11 protein-coding genes and 1 pseudogene are annotated in these 18,565 nt (G+C 33.1%); 11 read left to right on the forward strand and 1 reads right to left on the reverse strand.

Annotated elements, in window-relative coordinates; genetic code table 11:
* Positions 1 to 90 precede the first annotated feature (90 nt).
* From F3D3_RS15965 to F3D3_RS16000, 9 genes are all read left to right on the forward strand, one after another.
* Positions 91 to 948 (forward strand): phosphorothioated DNA-binding restriction endonuclease, encoded by an 858-nt coding sequence (locus tag F3D3_RS15965; RefSeq protein WP_069875450.1) that lies wholly within the window; start codon positions 91 to 93, stop codon positions 946 to 948.
* 185 nt (positions 949 to 1,133) lie between these two features.
* Entirely contained in the window at positions 1,134 to 2,711 is a 1,578-nt protein-coding gene (locus tag F3D3_RS15970) for a hypothetical protein (RefSeq protein ID WP_069875451.1), read from the forward strand.
* On the forward strand, positions 2,689 to 4,605 hold the full coding sequence (locus tag F3D3_RS15975) for a hypothetical protein (protein WP_069875452.1): 1,917 nt from the start codon (positions 2,689 to 2,691) through the stop codon (positions 4,603 to 4,605). Before F3D3_RS15970 ends, F3D3_RS15975 begins: the two co-directional genes overlap by 23 nt.
* Before the next feature lie 19 nt (positions 4,606 to 4,624).
* The gene (locus F3D3_RS15980) at positions 4,625 to 5,665 is read left to right on the forward strand and encodes a hypothetical protein (protein ID WP_069875453.1); all 1,041 of its coding nucleotides are present in this window, start codon (positions 4,625 to 4,627) and stop codon (positions 5,663 to 5,665) included.
* A gap of 21 nt (positions 5,666 to 5,686) precedes the next feature.
* Positions 5,687 to 10,963 (forward strand): DEAD/DEAH box helicase, encoded by a 5,277-nt coding sequence (locus F3D3_RS15985; RefSeq protein ID WP_069875454.1) that lies wholly within the window; start codon positions 5,687 to 5,689, stop codon positions 10,961 to 10,963.
* An 89-nt stretch (positions 10,964 to 11,052) separates the two neighbouring features.
* Complete coding sequence (locus F3D3_RS15990; protein ID WP_069875455.1) at positions 11,053 to 12,459, forward strand: deoxyguanosinetriphosphate triphosphohydrolase; 1,407 nt, start codon at positions 11,053 to 11,055, stop codon at positions 12,457 to 12,459.
* A 195-nt stretch (positions 12,460 to 12,654) separates the two neighbouring features.
* The gene (locus F3D3_RS24920) at positions 12,655 to 12,780 is read left to right on the forward strand and encodes a hypothetical protein (protein ID WP_255364395.1); all 126 of its coding nucleotides are present in this window, start codon (positions 12,655 to 12,657) and stop codon (positions 12,778 to 12,780) included.
* Positions 12,781 to 12,991: 211 nt separating this feature from the next.
* Complete coding sequence (locus tag F3D3_RS15995; protein ID WP_069875456.1) at positions 12,992 to 15,865, forward strand: DEAD/DEAH box helicase family protein; 2,874 nt, start codon at positions 12,992 to 12,994, stop codon at positions 15,863 to 15,865.
* 141 nt (positions 15,866 to 16,006) lie between these two features.
* Positions 16,007 to 16,960, forward strand: a complete 954-nt coding sequence (locus F3D3_RS16000) for a PDDEXK nuclease domain-containing protein (protein ID WP_374700083.1) — start codon at positions 16,007 to 16,009, stop codon at positions 16,958 to 16,960.
* 119 nt (positions 16,961 to 17,079) lie between these two features.
* Here the strand turns inward: F3D3_RS16000 and F3D3_RS16005 are convergent, their stop codons facing one another.
* Entirely contained in the window at positions 17,080 to 17,343 is a 264-nt protein-coding gene (locus F3D3_RS16005; protein WP_069875458.1) for a hypothetical protein, read from the reverse strand.
* A 179-nt stretch (positions 17,344 to 17,522) separates the two neighbouring features.
* Here F3D3_RS16005 and F3D3_RS24250 point away from each other — a divergent pair, with 179 nt between their 5' ends.
* Positions 17,523 to 18,002, forward strand: a complete 480-nt coding sequence (locus tag F3D3_RS24250; protein WP_084388849.1) for a DUF6431 domain-containing protein — start codon at positions 17,523 to 17,525, stop codon at positions 18,000 to 18,002.
* Positions 18,003 to 18,076: 74 nt separating this feature from the next.
* Positions 18,077 to 18,565: pseudogene (locus tag F3D3_RS16015) on the forward strand (transposase); the annotation flags it as partial.

Below are 18,565 nucleotides of genomic sequence, written 5' to 3' on the forward strand. Positions count from 1 at the left end.
AACTGGTAAAAATGGGAATAAAGATTGAGCGAATGACATAAAATGGAGTGATATGATTTTATACATAACAGTAACGTGGGGGCATTGGATATGAATGCAGCAGAATTTAAAACAATTATAGATCATCTTAAAGTTTGGAAAAAGAATGGGCAGAGAGCACCGCATAAGCCGCTGTTGATTTTGCTTGCACTTGCACGAATAAAGAATGGTCAGACAGAATTGGTTTTATTTTCAGAGATAAGAGACCCTTTGGAGCAATTGTTAAAAGATTTTGGACCGAATAGGCAATCCTATCATCCAGAGCAACCCTTTGTTAGGTTAATAAATGATGGTATTTGGCAACTGGATAGGGCAAGAAAAGATATTGAGATCAAAAATAATTGGTTAATCCAAAATCAAATCAAGGGTGGCTTTAGTGAAGCGGTGACCCTGCTTCTAAAATCAAATCAAGCTCTGATAAGAGAAGCCGCAGAAGCTATTTTAGATGCACATTTTGAGCCTTCAATGCATGATGATATTCTATCAGCTGTTGGACTTGAATTTGATTATATCACTAGGATCGTCAGAAAACGTGATGCGAAGTTCAGAGAACGCATTTTATCTGCTTATGATCACAGCTGTGCTGTATGTGGGTTCAATGTAAGGCTGGGGCATCAGTTAGTAGGTGTTGAAGCTGCACATATAAAATGGCATCAAGCAGGTGGTCCAGATCGTGAAGACAATGGTGTGGCACTCTGTTCGATGCATCATAAGCTATATGATAGAGGTGTTTTCACCATAGCAAACGATAAAAAAGTGATTGTTTCAAAGCGTGCGCATGGCACTTATGGGTTCGATGATTGGCTTATGAGATATCATGGCAAAGAGATTCGGCATCCAGTGGAGAAGTGGTTTTACCCTGATCCTGAATATATTGAGTGGAATGTTCGGGAGGTTTTTAAGGGGTGAGGAAGAGGCTTGAGTTTTGTGATTTCACATTATTTACGCATTAAGCAGTAAGCTCAAGTCAGATTTCTATAAATTTTATAAGTTACAAATAAAGTTATTTAATCGAGCATAACTATAATAATATTAAAAAAATGAAATTACAAGATGTAGAGAAGGAAATATAAAAAAGTTGAGGGTGTGAGACAATGGCATCAATTGAATATGGTATAGATAAAAACGGGAAAAAAGTTTATGCAGATGAAGCATTTAGCAAGAGACCGTATAGATGTCCTTACTGTTTCGATGAAATACATGTAAGAAAATGTAAAGAGAAAGATGATTATTTTGCTCATAAAACAATTACGAACAGAACCCCACAACAAAGGATTTGTCCTGGATATACAGGAATGGATAAAAATGGAGATCCTGAAGACCAACTCTTTATTGTTAATGGAGGTGTTCCGTTACATTTAATTGAACGAACTGAACAAAATTTTGAATTAGTTGCATTTTTTTCACCCTTAAGTCAGGATAGTATGGATTTACTAGACAAATGGAATACAAAGGTAGAAATTTGTAATAATGGTATAAAAGAAGTATATAGTGCGTCAAATTTAAGAAAATATAATGTTAGAAGTGCTACTGATTGGATTAAGGTTAAATGTATCAATATACATGAAAAAATACCAGAGGTCAGTAAAAAATGGGAATGGGGTATTAGAGGTCTTGATTTTGATAATGACTTTTTTATGTCTGAATTTGGTGGTGGAATTAGAGTTTCACAGCATTCTAACATCGTAATTGGTAAGGCATACTTTATTGTCAGCAAATTTAATATCATTCATAACACGAATGGAATAAAGGTTGAAAAAAAAGGTAAATTGAAGTTGAATAAAAAGCGTTTTAATCGAGAATATGATGTTTTTTCTATTGTAGTTTCTGAAGCAACGGAACAATCAGTTGCTTTTATTCACAGTAAAGGATACCAATTGATTGAAAAAGATGATGAAGTAATTCCCTTGTGGCCGCCTGCAATAATTGAAGGAAAAGAATTAATATTTAGGAAAGATGATTCTGAGGCGATTTTATATCATGAAAAAAGATCAAAACAAGAAATTCATCTTTGGGACAAAAGGTTTCCTATTCAGGTATCAGAAAAAAATAACTTAATTAAGGTACAAACAAATAGCAATTTAATGATAGTTTCTGATTACAGTTTCAATTCTTTTTCAAAAGAAATTAGGTATTTTATCACACAAGATAGAGGTAATTACGATGTTATAAAAATATTTGAATCTAATATTCATTTTAAATACAAAACGGGAGCAGAAGAAATAATTATTGATAGTATTCCGGAGAAACTCTATCGTGAAAATGTCAAGATACTTGGTGACTCAAGATTAAATGCTATTACTACTCGAAGAGGGTATGTTATAAAAAGCTCGTCGAGTGAAATTGAAAAAGTAAGAAAAGGAGATAGATTATTCATAGATAATCAACCCTTTAATTGTATCGTTTTAAGAGAAGAAAGTGAACAAGATAATTTTTATGTAAACAATGCAGTTATTGTGAACAAATATGTAGAAGTACTATATAAATGTCAATTAGATTATATCGCGTGCGAAAGGCTTATAGATCTCTGGATTGCAAAGATGCAAGGTGTGTCGGACGAGTTTTGTAAGATTTTATTGTACTGGAAATATATTGGCAAAATGCCTTTTTTAACAGAAAAAATATTGATGGAACTGGAGGCGGTATTAAATGAAAAAAGAAGTGGATTATGATATTCTTCAGGGGTTAAATGATGATGATGTTGAGGTCATATGCCAAAATGTTGATCTAGATGTTTTACTTCATCCAATAAAACATAATGCAAAAAAGTACAATAGATATACTCGATTGCTCGGTAGAATGGACAAAAAATCTTTGCTCGCTCAAAAAAATATGCCAAAGATAGCAACTGAATTATATCATAAAGGAGATAATGCCTATTATCAGATAGTTGCGATAGAGGCAATGGAGCTTAAGCACATTTTTATTAAAATAATTAAAAACGAGTTGAAAGTAAGTATCACTTTGAAAGACTTAGCGAATTATTCTATAGAAGAATATATTTCATTATTTACTCAAATAGAAAAAATTCATGGAAATAGTATAGATGTTCAATTGTTTGTTTTACAATCAAAAATGAACGGCATAGTAATTGATAAAGAGAAGCAAATCATTTTGACTGATCAGTGGAAATATCATTGTAAATTTAAACAATTGGAAGATGATTTCCAACTTGAGAAAGAGAATTTAATTAAGGAGCATAAGTCAAATACAAATAGTCAATTAAAAAAACAAAGGGCTCACTATGAAACACTTATATTGGAAAAAGAAGATAATGAAAATCAATTGCGAGAATTCATTAAGAATAAAGAGAACGGCAATTTTGAGTTAGAAAAAGAAATAACAGTTTATAAGAGTGAAATTTCAGACTTAAAGATGGATAAGTTACAAAATATTGAATTTATAAAATCATTGCAGAAAGAAAGCTTGAACTTATCAAAAACTATTGAAGGATTGAAAAAAAATATAAGCGAACAAAATGATAAATATCGTATAGAGCTAAGAAAAGAATGGGAAAGTAGCAATTTATTATTATTAAAAGAAAATGAAGAATTGGAATCTAAAGTTTTAGAGCTTAAAAAGGAACTGGAAGAATTAACTCAGAAGAAAAAGGAGCTCCTAATTTCTTTGGAAAGCGTGCAAGATTTGATGGATTCTTGTACAGTTGATTTTAAAAATCAGATGGTGAATCAATTGGTTACAAAAACAGTTGAAGAAGTGAACCAAACTAATATTCCCATACAATCATTTCAAAGCAGCTCCTTCTCTGAACAGTCAGAGCTCTATATTATTGATGGTAGCAAGGTGGCAGAACATTGTATGTTAGATGATAATGAAAAGTTTCTTGATATTATTGAATCTAATTTAGAAAATGCCGGCTGCAAGATGAGGGCAACTGAATTGATAGATAATATTAATGCTACTATTAATTCCAACCTTATTCCTCTTTTGTGTGGATTTGGTACTAGAAAACTTGCTTTTGCATTTATAGCAGCTAGGTATGCAGAAAATCCAACAGTAATTAGTATCCCAAATGGTTTCACGAGCATCAGACAGTTAGAAGTAGCAATAAATAGCGCACCAACAAATTGCATAATTATTGAAGATGCTTTTGGAAAAATGTCGGAAAATATTGTTTTACCAATACTTCGTAATAATTTAAAAAAACAATTAATATTTTGTTGTGAAGATCTGCATAATTTAAAATATTTAGATAATTATTATTATAATTATTTTCAACTTATTCAAGTATCAAGAATGGGCAATTATAAGTTAATTGATTTGAAATACGCAAAAGCAGAAGACTTATTTAAACGTATTGAGTATGATAATAAGGCAATTGGGCACCAATTAGTCCGTTATCTTGTTGATGAGATTGATTTGTCTGATACGTATAAGATAACAAGAGGTAACATGCTTACTTACAAGATCCAAGAGTTAAGTTATGATAAAGAAAAAGCTGTACACAAATGGATAAAAAAGGAATTGCATTATTTATTAACAAATGAGCAAGAAGAGAAGATATTTGAGAAAATTGAAAATAATGATTCAATTTTTAAAGAATAAATTATAGGGTGTATATAAAATGAAGAAGGAATTACAAACAAAAGTGGCAAAAGATTTGAATATTAATAAGTTTCAAAATGAGACGGAAAATGAATATAATCAGAGGCTTTTATACTCGGCTGCTTCGCTGTGGGTAAAAACACTTATTCATGGAAGTTCGGTGAAAGACATCAAACATGAAAATATGATTGTATATCCTGATATCATGTATGTACAAGGTCATCTAAGTAAAGTAATAAAAGCATATATTCGTTGTCTAGAAATGAACTTAGATTGGATTGAGTATCAATACAGTGATATTGATGAGGTGGCAATGGATATAGCAAGGACTGTTATGAAAGAGATGATTTATACAAATAATATTGCTGAAATTAAAAGTAGAAAAATGGCAATGGTTCCTTTACAATACTATAGTTATAATGATTGGATTCAGATGAGAGGTGCAATGAATTTTGATAAAGAGGTAATATCTTTAGGTGTATCTCAGTGGATGCAAGCAATATCTACTAAGAATGTAATTGAAGAACAGCGGGTTGTTAACGTAAAGGGAAATAGATATTATGAGTTAATAGTAAAGAATTTTATCTGGAAGAAAGCATCTCTAAAAGCAAGTTACAAAATATTTAAGGAAGGCTCAGTAAAAAAATATTCTAAGTGCTGGATTCCTTATGTTCGTGAAAAAGTGACTGATGGAATTCATATCATAAAGGAAGTTTCTGAATTCAATGGAGGGTATATCTTAGTAAAACACGATGATGAAAATGTTCAAATGTCAGTTTTAGATCCTTGGTATACTGAATCTTACGAAATATATCGTATCTTATATGCTTTAAATGTTCATAATGGTACACGAGCTCAGTTTAAAGTGAAGGATAAAGAAGAGTATAAAATATTGTATTATGCAAGTGCGCTTCCAGCATATGAGAATAAAATAATATTAAGCTTATCGTGGCCATATAGCTATTATGGTGACAAATATGCAAGGATAATACCGAATTTTATATGGCACGTAGCAGAAGGTTTATTACGTGATTTAGGAGTCGATATTATATTTTTTTAGAAATAGTGAGAGGGAGTAAGTATGGGAGAGATTGGGATAAGAAAAACACATGATAATTTAAGAACAAAGTTATCTGATTATATCAAAGCACAGTACTTTGCTGAAAATGATCTTTTAATAAATGCTTCAAAAGAAATCTTGAATAAAAAAGGTATCCTCTATCAAGAACCTTACATTGAAATGTCTAAATCGTATAAACAGTCAGATAATGGATTTGCAACTGCTTCGATGGATGAAGAGTATAAAGACATTTTAAATGAACTAGCAACGAATAAGCTAGGTGTTTTTAATACACCATTTATACATCAGTTAAAAGCTGTAGAACATTTTTATAATAAAAGAAATGTACTTGTTACTACTGGGACAGGATCTGGTAAAACTGAATGTTTCTTATGGCCTATTTTGACAAATCTTATATATGAGGCAAGATACCAATCTGAATCTTGGGAAAAAGAAGGCATTAGGGCTCTAGTATTATATCCGATGAATGCACTGGTGTCAGATCAATTAGGGCGTTTAAGAAATATCATTGGTCGTGAAGATGATGTATTCAATAAGATACTTTGTAAAGGTGAAAATAGAAGAAGAGCAAGGTTTGGTATGTATACTGGTCGAACTCCCTACTCAGGATTAGATGATGAAAAAAAGAATAGAAATCTTGCAAAGGTAATTGATCAACATTTTATGCAAAGCGATGTCTATGGTGAGCTAAAAAAAATAGGTCGCATACCATCAAAAGACATGATGCAATTTAAAGAAAATTTGGCAAGAGGCATGCAAGTAACAGGTAGTAATGATTCAGAATTATATACTAGAAATGAAATGCATAAAATTTGCCCCGATATATTAGTTACAAACTATAGTATGTTGGAATATATGCTTATGAGACCAATTGAGGATTCTTTCTGGAGTAAAACGATTGATTGGTTAAATTTATCTAAAGAGAACAGCTTGTTACTTGTTATTGATGAGGCACACATGTATAGGGGAGCCCCTGGAGGTGAGGTATCGTTACTAATTCGTAGACTCATGGATAGATTGAAAATTGATTCATCCAAAATGCGCTGTATTTTGACCAGTGCGAGTGTTCCTAAAGATAAAAATGATGATTTACAAAACTTCACTTGTGGATTGATTGGTGCAGGCTCTAAGGATTCATTTGCAATTGTAAGAGAAGAACTTGAAACTATTAATGGATATAAACTTGGGAGTGATGAAGAAGCTAGATTTTATTCTTCGCTATCACTGGTAAATTTACAAGGAAACCTAGAAAATAAAGTGGCAGAATTATCCAAACTTGCTGAATTTTTTTCACATGAAAAGCCAGAAAAAAATGAAGATAAAATACAAGTTTGGCTATATAATCTTCTAAAATCCAATCCGCTAATTAATCAAATATTGCATATTTGTAATAATGGAGGTAAATCATTATCTGCAATAGCAAAAGAATGCTTTGAAGATGGTGTTCCAGAAAAACTTGCTGAAAAAGCGCTTGAAATATTGTTGCAACTAGGAATTATGTCAAAATCAGAAACAGGTAAAGTATTGATGGGTTCAAAAGTACACATGTTGTTCCGTGGATTACAAGGTTTATATGTTTGTGTAAACCCAAATTGCAAATGTAAGAATGAGGGAATGGGAATTAATCTGGGATATCTTACAAACGAGAGTAGAGAGATCTGTCCAGAATGTAATTGTCGGATGTTTGAAATAATGATAGATAGAAGATGTGGGACAATTTACTTACGTGCGTTTATAGATGATAGTGAGTATAATAATAATAATTCTTTTGATTTTTTGTGGTCAAAACGCAATAAAATTATTAGAGAACCAAAAGAACTTCATCTATGGCCAGTTCCTTCAAACAGAAAAGACTTTTTCAAGTTAAACAAATCAAAAGGAAAGGCAAATGAAAATTCGGTTATAGGATATCTTGATGCAAAAACAGGAATGTTATTTCAAGAGGAGTCTCATGAAGGAGATGAGACCTTTTTAAAAGTACTTATTTCAGAGCTTTTCAATAAAGAGATGAATGCACTTACTTTTGGGACATGCCCAAATTGTGGTAAGGATCATAATAGGATAACACCTTTTGTTACAAGAGGTAACGAACCATTTGCTAATATCGTAAAAGAACAATTTGAATCCCAAGTAATAAAAGATGATTCTTTAAAAAATAATGGGAAAAAAGTTTTGCTCTTTTCAGACAGTAGGCAAAGAGCTGCAACGTTGGCTCGTGATATGACAATAGCAGCAGATGGAGATGCAGGACGGCAGGCTATTTTTATGTCACAAAAATTATTGGATAAATCAAGGGATTCTATAAAAACGATTGACTCATTATATTATGCATTTTTAAAAGTTGTTTATGATAATAAATTGAATTTTTTCTATGGAAAAGAAAAAGAGATTTTTGGAGAGCATTTAAATAAATATAAATGCTTACATGCTGATAAAAAAAATGTGAGATTTAACACAATAAAAAGGACAATTGGAAGCCCACCAGATATGTTCTACCAACTATTATTGAAAAATATCAGTGATAGTTACCGTTCCTACAATAACTTAGGATTGGGTCAGATTGTACTTGCCGAAACTGAAGAAGGTGGTGAGATAATTGAAGGAGATATACTTGAAAAAGTTGTTTTAGAAACTGGTATAAGTCTTGACGATATTAGGAAGATTTATAATGCATGGGTGCAATATTTAGTTGTTAGAAAAGTTGCGATTTTCCCTGAAATAGGTGATGATGTTAGAAATAGCATTTTGTCATATGAGCGGGGAGGTTTCGGGATCGATGAAAAACCTGTATTTCCAGGGTTTGTTAAAGAAATACTTAAAGCAAAAAATATTGAGGAAAAGAAAATTGATATATTATTAGAGAATTTTGAATTGCTATGTGGGCATTTAGAAGTCCCTGAAAGAAATCACAATAGGAAATATATATTAGCCTCTTGGTTGGAATTGAAAACAGCTGAGAATTCAATCTGGTGGAAATGTGACCGATGTGCAGGCATGTCTACCTATACATTATGGGGACATTGTATATATTGTGGTAGTGATAAACATGTTAGAGAAGTAGACAAAGAGCATCTTCAGAGATATTCATTGTGGACAAAACCTGTTCATAATGCAATTGCAGGTGAACGCATTCGTAATATTACAACAGAGGAACATACTGCACAATTATCACATAAAGATGAAAAAACTGAGGTATGGGGAACGACAGAAAAATATGAACTTGCATTTAGAAATATTGCTATTAGTGATGATAATGAGCCTATTGATATATTAAGTTGCACAACGACTATGGAGGTCGGGATTGATATTGGATCGTTAACAAGTGTGGGGTTAAGAAATGTTCCACCAATGAGAGAGAATTATCAACAAAGAGCTGGGCGAGCGGGTAGAGCTGGAGCTGCTGTTTCTTCAATTGTAACCTATACTGAAAACGGACCACATGATGCGTGGTACTTCAATCACCCAAATGAAATTATCTCAGGTGAACCAAGAAGCCCTTGGATAGATACTCAAAATATAAAACTTATTAAAAGACATGTCAATTTAATTTTATTACAAGGATATTTTAGAGAAAAAAATGTCAGTATAGATGTAGTATATACAGCAGATTTTTTTAATGCAGATAGTGATATTAATTATTTAGAATGTGAAGATTGGGTGTCTAGAAATATACCTTTTGATGAAAAGAGAGAATCTACTTTAATACCGATAAAGGGATTTGACTGGCATCAATACAAAAAAGAATTGATTAATCAACTAAATAATATTTTTGAAAAAGTAAAAGATGCTGAATTTATATATAATCCTGCTACAACAGATGAATCTCGGTCAAATGCATATAAGTTAATGGATGTGTTATTTACAGAGGGTTTGTTGCCCAATTATAGTTTCCCAAGAAATATTGTGAACTTTTGGATTGAAGATATGAATGGAAAGGTAAAAGAAAGCCCAGAAAGAAGTATTGATATTGCTTTAAGTGAGTATGCACCTGGTAGAAGTCTAGTTGTTGATAAACAAACCTATATTTCAGGGGGACTATTTGACTACTATACAAAATTTAAGAAAGATAAACAATATAAAGCAGCAGAACCTTGGTTAGAACTTGATGAATATAAAAAATCAGTACAGTGCTGTTCAAATTCTGCATGTGGTTGGTTTGGCGTAAATGAGGGGGTTGATATTTGTCCTCTTTGTGGAGGGATTTTGAAAAAACATACAATGATAAAACCGTGGGGATTTGCAGCACGTGAAGGGAAAAGTATTTCTGAAATTAAAGATAGTCAAGAAATCTCATTTGCAAGCAAACCATCATATTCATCTATGCCATCTGGTAAAAAAATGGAGAGTGTTGGAAGCTCAGGATATTTGAGTATAGAAAATAGGGATAATCAGAAATTGGTAATTATAAATAAGGGACCAGAAGAAGATGGATTTGAATTATGTTATGAATGCGGTGCAGTTGAATCTGCAACAACGAATGAAAAAGAAAGGCAGAATAGAAAAAGACCATATAGAATTCCGTATAAGAAGGATGATTCCATGAAATGTAGACATGACTATCAAAATATTTATCTAGGATACGAATTTAATACAGATATGATGGTCTTGGAAATAAAATTAGATAACAAAAAAGTTGATTTAGTTGAAAGCTATGCTTTATGGCTTATTCCTGCATTGACAACTTTTTCTGAAACATTAGCACTTGCAGCGAGTATAGAGTTAGATGTTGAGTTTAATGATATGAGATCTGGATATAGAATTAGAGCTATAGGTGGACAATTATGTGCGGATATTTATCTTTATGATAGTTTGAGTTCAGGTGCGGGATATGCTAAAAGAGTAACTGAGTTTATAGATGTCATTATGTTAAGAATGGAAGAATTAATGGGAGACTGTGATTGTAACAAAGCTTGCCCAAATTGTTTACAACATTTTGGTAATCAAAGAGAGAGAGAAAATTTGGATAGGTACATTGGAATAGATTTTTTAAAATTTGTAAGAGATGGAGATTTGAAAACATGTTTAAAAAAAGAAGAACAGCAAGTATATTTTGATGAATTAAACAAGATTGCTATTTTACATGAAATGGATCCGATTATTGATGAAAGTTATGGCAAATATTGGTTAAACACTATTAATGGGAAAAGAGAAATAATAGTTTATCCATCTATGTATAATATTAGAGAGCATAAAGTAACAGATAAAATTTATCTATCAGATGGAATGTGCAAAAATGCAATCTCTGAAATATGGAAGATAGTTCATGAATTGTTGTAAGAAATTGTTCAGGGATATTTGAGGGCTAGTCGGCACCAAACCTAATTTGTTGATCTTATCAATTACAAAATTAAATGGAGGTATAAATTATGGAGTGGAACAATCTATTAAACCGTGAAAGAATAAGAGGCAATAAATCAAATAATTACGAGGCGAGAAGCGAATTTCAAAAAGACTATCATCGAATAATTGGGAGTTCAGCTTTTAGAAGATTACAAGACAAAACTCAGGTATTTCCCTTGGAGAAAAGTGATTTTGTTCGAACTAGACTTACACATTCACTGGAAGTCTCGTCGATTGCTAAATCATTAGGACAAGTTGTTAGCATTAGATTGAGAATATATAAAGGTTCAAAGTTAGCACCAGATCAAGAAACGGATATATGTGATATATTGTTGTCAGCAGGGCTGTTACATGATATAGGAAATCCGCCATTTGGTCACTTCGGAGAAGTTGTTATCCAAAATTGGTTTGAAAAAAACTTGAGTAAATTGGAATACAATGGTGAAGCTCTTGATAAATTTATGAGTGAGCAAATGATAAGCGATTTGAAATCATTTGAAGGAAATGCTCAGACAATTCGAATCATAACGAAACTTCATACTTTAATAGATATAAATGGAATGAATCTAACGAAGGCTCTTTTGAGTACATTGATGAAATATCCGTGTAACTCAACAGAAATTAAAAAAAGTGATGCTATAATTTTCAAAAAGATGGGATATTATTATTCAGAAAAAGAGACTTTCTTAGAAATAGTTCAAAGTACTGGCTGTGAAGGTTGTAGACATCCTTTAACTTTTTTATTAGAGGCTGCTGATGATATATCTTATTTAACGGCAGATATTGAAGATGCAACAAAAAAGGGGTTAGTAAATATAGATAAAATTAGACATCTTGCTGAAGAGAAGCTTAGAAATATTGAAGATAATGACGCAATAAAGAAATATTTAGTAGAATCCATGGCTGACTTAGAATCATATTTACAACAGAGTTGTGGTAAGGCTAATCCAGAATTAAACGCACTACAAAACTGGATTGTAAGTGTACAGGGAAGACTTATTAATGCAGCAGCATATTCATTTACTTATAATTATGAACAGATTATGGATGGTAAATTTAATGCAGATTTATTTGAAGGAACGCATGCCGAATTATTAGTAGAAACACTACGCGAAGTTGCCTATAAGTTTATATTTAGAAATTTAGAAATACAAAAACTAGAAATTGCTGCAGAGAAAATACTTGGAAATCTCTTAGATATCTTTATTCCCTCTGTAATCAATTTTGACACAGACAATAAATTATCTTCATACTCCAAAAAGGTTTTGGATTTAGTATCTGAAAGTCACAAACATGTTTACTTGCAATGTTCAAAGGGGCTCGATGAACAAGAAAAATTATATTTAAGACTGATGATGATCACCGATTATATTTCCGGAATGACAGATTCTTATGCTAAAAATCTATACAAAGAACTGAATGGAATTGATTAGTGATTCAATGGGTATATGCTTTAGAATATATAGTCAATAAATAATCAATATTCACCCAAGGAGCCCCCATGTCCAACCACCAAAAACTCTACGAATCAATCATCAACCAAGCCCTATAAGATGAACTTAATCAAATCATAGCAACAAAAGCAGTTCACAAAAATGCACTTGAAGCATCAACTTCAGGGGGCTTTTTTGGCGTCTTATCTACAAACAGTGATTGAAAAAAAATTCAGCCACTTTAAATCAGACCATGAAGATATAAAAAAGCAAATCGAAATTGCAAATTTATTGATCGGTCAATTTAAAATAAAATGCTAGTAGAGGATGAGACCATAGATCAATATATGATTTCAGAGGATCAGATCCAATTGCCAGTTGTAATTCAAATACCCAAATAGTGTGGTTTATTTGGATGGTGTTATTAAAAAAATCATGTGTATGAAAACAAACTTGATATAGCATACTAAATACCAAGGCAATAACATTTCAGAACAATATGATTAAGGATGAAAGCGAGTGTGGCTAACCAATGAATTATGAAGAACTTTATAAAAAATATGTAATTCTTGAGGATGAGAATAAGCGGCTGAAAGAAGAGCTTCAGCAGCTTAGAAGCAAACTTGTTTCAGAAACACCTGAAATTTATTGTTCTGATGCAAATCTACTGCTAAAAGAAGAAATTTTAGAATTGCCTGACGGATTGATTAATCAAAGCAGTTCTAGAAAAGAGAAAATTGATTTATTTCTATCATTTTTTAGAGGAAGATCTGATGTCTGTGCAAAGAGATGGAAGAATAAGCCTGGTTACTCACCTTATTGTTACAATGATTTTAAGCCTGGGATTTGTAATAAGCCTAAGATAAAATGCACTGAGTGTAAAAACAGTCATTTTGCACCACTAGATAAGGAGCAAATTAAGAATCATCTATTAGGGAAGCATGTTTTAGGTCTCTATCCAATGACGGAAAATGATACCTGTTTTCTACTTGCGATGGATTTTGATGAGTCAACATGGGGTGAAGACATAAAAGTTGTCATTAAGGTTTGTAATGACAATAACATACCTGTTTACGCTGAACGCTCTCGTTCAGGTCAAGGCTGTCATTTATGGTTCTTCTTTGAGAGAGAAATGAAAGCTTCACTTGCAAGGAAATTTGGAACGATTATTTTAAATCTTGCTATGCAAGCGTGTGGGAATATTAAGTTTGATTCCTATGATCGACTATTTCCAAGTCAAGATTTTCTACAGAAAGATGGTTTTGGAAATCTTATAGCACTTCCTTTGCAAAAAGAGGCAAGAGAGCAAGGAAATTCAGTATTTATTGATGCAAACTTGAATAAAATTGGAGATCAATGGCGCTATTTGGCAGAGGTAAAAAGAATATCTGAAGAGTTTGTAACAGGGTTCTGTAAACTTGAAATGCTAATAGAGGCAAGCGATGAGAATGAAAAAAATGATAGAAAATCAAAATTAGATTCAATTGATAAAAGTGATTTTCCTGAAGCAGTAATACTCACAAGGAGTAGTGGTCTAATAGTATCAAAAACTGGTCTGTCGCCTAAAGCGCTATTTTCAATTAGAAGGCTAGCAACCTATGCTAATCCGGAATTTTACGCAAAACAAGCAATGCGTCAGTCTACATTTGGAACGCCTCGAGTTACTGTTGTTTATGATGAAGACACTGAAAGCATCATTTTACCTAGAGGTTTAGAAAGTGATTTAGTGGATAAGCTTAATTCAACTGGTGTCCACTTCAAGACAATTGATGAAAGAAATGAGGGTAAATTTGTAAACGTTGAGTTTAAAGGTCAGCTCACTGATCATCAGAGTGAGGCTTTACTGAAACTGAGCAAAAATACAGATGGTGTATTATCTGCTACTACAGGGTTTGGAAAAACAGTAATTGGAGCAAAGATAATTGCTGAGAAAAAACGTTCTACTTTGATTTTAGTCCATACTAAAGAGCTAGCGACTCAGTGGAAAGAACGTTTAGAGCAATTTTTAGAGATTGATGAAGTTATTGAAAAACCAAGGAAGAACAGATCTATAATAGGACAACTTGGTGGTGGTAAAAATACTATAAATGGGATTGTTGATATTGCCATTATGCAGTCTATGTTCGAACAGGATAAAGGAATAAAGCAACTCATCCATCAATATGGGCTTGTTCTTGTAGACGAGTGTCACCATATTTCTGCCACAAATTTCAGTCGGATTTTAAGTGCTACAGATGCCAAGTATGTATATGGACTTACTGCAACGCCTATAAGGAAAGATGGTCATCACCCAATAATATTTATGCAATTAGGTCCAATTAGATATAAGGTTGATGCAAAGCAGGAGGCTAAGAAAAGGAATTTTGAGCACTTTATTGTACCAAGGTTCACAAGTACTAGAATGCCACTTTATAAGAATCAGGAAGAATGGCACATAACAGAAATCTATCAACATATTTGTGAAAGCAATTATAGAAATGAATTGATTGTATCAGATGTTATGCGTGCCATTGATTTAGGTAGAAATCCATTGGTTTTAACTGAAAGAACAAGCCATATTGAGCAATTAGTAAAATTAATGATGAACAAAGATTTTGAAGTCATTGTCTTATCAGGAAATCTAAAAACCAGCGAAAGAAAAGAATCTCTCAGGAAGATCAGGGCACTAGAAGATAATGATAGATTTGTAATCATAGCAACAGGTAAATTGATTGGTGAAGGTTTTGATGAAGCTAGGCTGGACACGCTATTTATGGCAATGCCCATTGCCTGGAAGGGCACAATTGCACAGTATGCAGGAAGACTTCACAGAAATTTTGAGGGCAAAGATGAAGTTTTGATTTACGATTATGTAGATGTCCATATTCCAGTTCTTGAGAGGATGTACCATAAAAGGCTTACAGCATATCGCTCAGTCGGCTATAGTGTAAGGTCTAATGGGACACAGTTCAATATAGAAAATGGAATTTATGATGAAGCAAACTATTTTGAACATGTGATTAAGGACATCAGAAATGCAGATAAAAACGTGCTTATTTCAAGTTCGTTTATTCAAAAGAAAAAGATTCATGCTATTAAGGAAGTCCTGATTGAAAAGTATAAAATGGGCACGCGAGTTGCTTTATGTATTAAGTGTCTTGACGAGTATGCGATTAAACACAGGACATATATTGAAGAATTTATTAATGACATAGAAAAAGAGGGCATTCAGGTTATTCAGTTACCAAAAAATCGCTATAAATTCATGATTGTTGACAACAAAACTGTTTGGTATGGCGGAATTGACATTTTGGGTGGAAGCTATGATGAAAATTCATTGATCCGAATTGAGGATGAGGAATTAGCGAATGAACTGGTTGGGGTAATTGCGGGATTATCTATAGAAAACAAAGGTAAGGAATTGTGAAAGGATGTGAACTAAGATGTTAGAGCTTCAAAATCAATCTGCTATACAAGAAATCAAACAAATTTTACCTGAAGCAAGAGAAAAAGTTGCACGAACTGTAAATAATGAGCTTTTATAGCCTATTGGAATATCGGCAGAATTATTGTAGAAAGTGAACAAGCAGGTTCGGAAAAGGCTGAGTATGGCAAACAATTGTTAAAGTCATTATCTAAAGAACTGACTCGGGAGCTTGGCAAAGGTTTCTCGGTTTCAAACCTGCAATACATGAGAAGGTTTTATCTCGAATATGAAAATCAACAGACACTGTCTGTTAAATTGAGTTGGTCTCATTACTGTGAACTTCTAAACGTATCGGATCAACAGGCTAGATCGTTTTATCAACAAGAATCGATTAACTCTAATTGGTCTGTACGCGAATTAAAAAGACAGATTGATACGTCTTTGTTTGAGAGACTATTACTTTCTAATGGGAGTGGAAACAAGGAAAAAGTTCTTGCGTTGGCAAATCAAGGCGTGCAATATTCGAAACCGAATGACATATTAAAAGATCCCTATGTATTTGAGTTCTTAGGTATTCCAGAAAATAAACCAATGCTTGAAAAGGATTTGGAAAAGGCCTTGATTGTAAAAATCGAAAAATTCCTTCTTGAGTTTGGACGCGGGTTTATGTTTGTAGGCTCACAGCAGAGAATCACATTGGGAAATACGCATTATTATGTGGATATGGTTTTTTACAATAAAATGTTAAAGGCATATGTTTTGATAGATCTGAAAATGGGGAGCCTCAAACCAGAAAATGGTCAAATGAATATGTATGTCAATTATTATGCCAATGAGGTAAATGATGATACCGATGATAAACCGATAGGCATAATTCTTTGTGCGGATACTTCGGAGATTGTTGCAGAATATGCACTTGGTGGGCTTGAAAACCAGATTTTGCATCGAATTACATTTTTTAGTTTTTACTTGACACAAGCTGATGAAACGCACCATTCACCAGCGGATTCCTATCAGAGAATTGTGGCATATTTCACGCCTAAAATATTGCTTGGTCTTATAGCAACGCCAGAAAGACTTGGTGGTGAAAATTAGACCTCTTTAAAAGTGCAGGTTATCAAATCATTACCCATTAACAAGTGGGTCAATTCTACTTGACAATCAACAGTTATCTTTTAAAAAAAGACCTTGTCAAAATTGACAAGGTCTTCACATTAACTTATTCTCATTTTTGATATTAAAATTCCAATATTCGAACCAACATCTGTAAATATTTCATTTACATCTTGCTTAAATAGTTTTTCCTGTTCTAAAGCTAATTCAACATTTGGCAAGAACCTTTGAAACTTTATATCGTTTTTATTATATCCATTTTCTAATCGCCTAACTAATTCTTTTTCAACAAATCGTTTGCTATACTTACCTGCAACTTTTTCATTTGCCAGTAAAATACTGTTATTGGCATCTTGATCTGGCAATTATCAAATCTTATTGATTGTCATAGCTCTGCTTAGTATACTGTCATTAGTATATGAAAGGAAAAAGTCCCTGAACACATCTCCTACAACAGACCATGCATCCAAGGACTCTCAAATAACATGATAATTGTAACCGATTATGAAACTTTTTTCAATGAGGAATTTGATTTTTTTATATTATGAGTAATGATCCAACCATTTGTCCTATCTGCGATAATGTACTGAAGTATAGAGATTCTCTTTTAAGACATATGAAACTTGAAGGCCAGAATCGTAAAAACTACATGATACGCCGTCTTCAATGTACCCATTGTGGAAGTCTCCACAGAGAGCTCCCTGACTGCTTTGTACCATACAAGCATTATGGGGCTGAAATCATTTCTGGGGCTGTTGACGGCATTGTAACTTCAACTGACGCCGATTCTGAAGACTATCCATGCGAGATAACAATCAACAGATGGAAACATTGGTTGGCTTTTAACACCAATAGAATTAATGGGTATTTGAGATCTATTGGTTTTCAGGTCCTGGGTTTCAGTGAGGAACTTCTGAAATCCACTACGTCACTACTCGATGAATTGCGAAGTTCAAATCCAGAATGGCTTGAAACCATTCTCAGATTCATCTACAATTCAGGCGGTTTTTTAGGCGTTGTGTAGTTTGCTTCTGCACCGACTTTGGTTTTGTGTCATAAACTCTATGGTTTATGATGACCTCAAAGGAGGTCATTATAATGAAAAAGAATGACGAAAAGAAAAAGTGGCAAGAGCAAGAAGCATTAAGGCGCTTTCAAATCATATCACCATTGCTGGATGAGAGTCTTGATTCAGCAAAGAAGCAGCAACTTCGAGAGGAACTGGCTGAAAAACACCAGTTGTCCGTCAGAAGTCTTTATCGATATGAGAAGGCTTACAGCACCAGCGAATTTTCAGGTTTGAAGCCCAAGACCCTGGAAAAACGCATATCMAAAAACCTCCCATCAAACTTTGATGAATTACTATCTGAAGTCATACAACTAAAACGCGAAGTTCCAACGAGATCAATAGCCCAGCTTATTCTGATTCTGGAGTTGGAAGGTCGTGTGCCACCAGGTGTACTGAAACGATCGACTTTGCAACGACATCTTTTCGAAGCTGGTTTTGGCAAAAAGCAGATGAAAAAGTACAACGAAGCCAGAAAAAGCTCATCCAAGCGCTTCTGTAAACCACATCGCATGATGTTA

Source organism: Fusibacter sp. 3D3 (genome assembly GCF_001748365.1).
Taxonomy (GTDB): Bacteria; Bacillota; Clostridia; order Peptostreptococcales; family Acidaminobacteraceae; genus Fusibacter_A.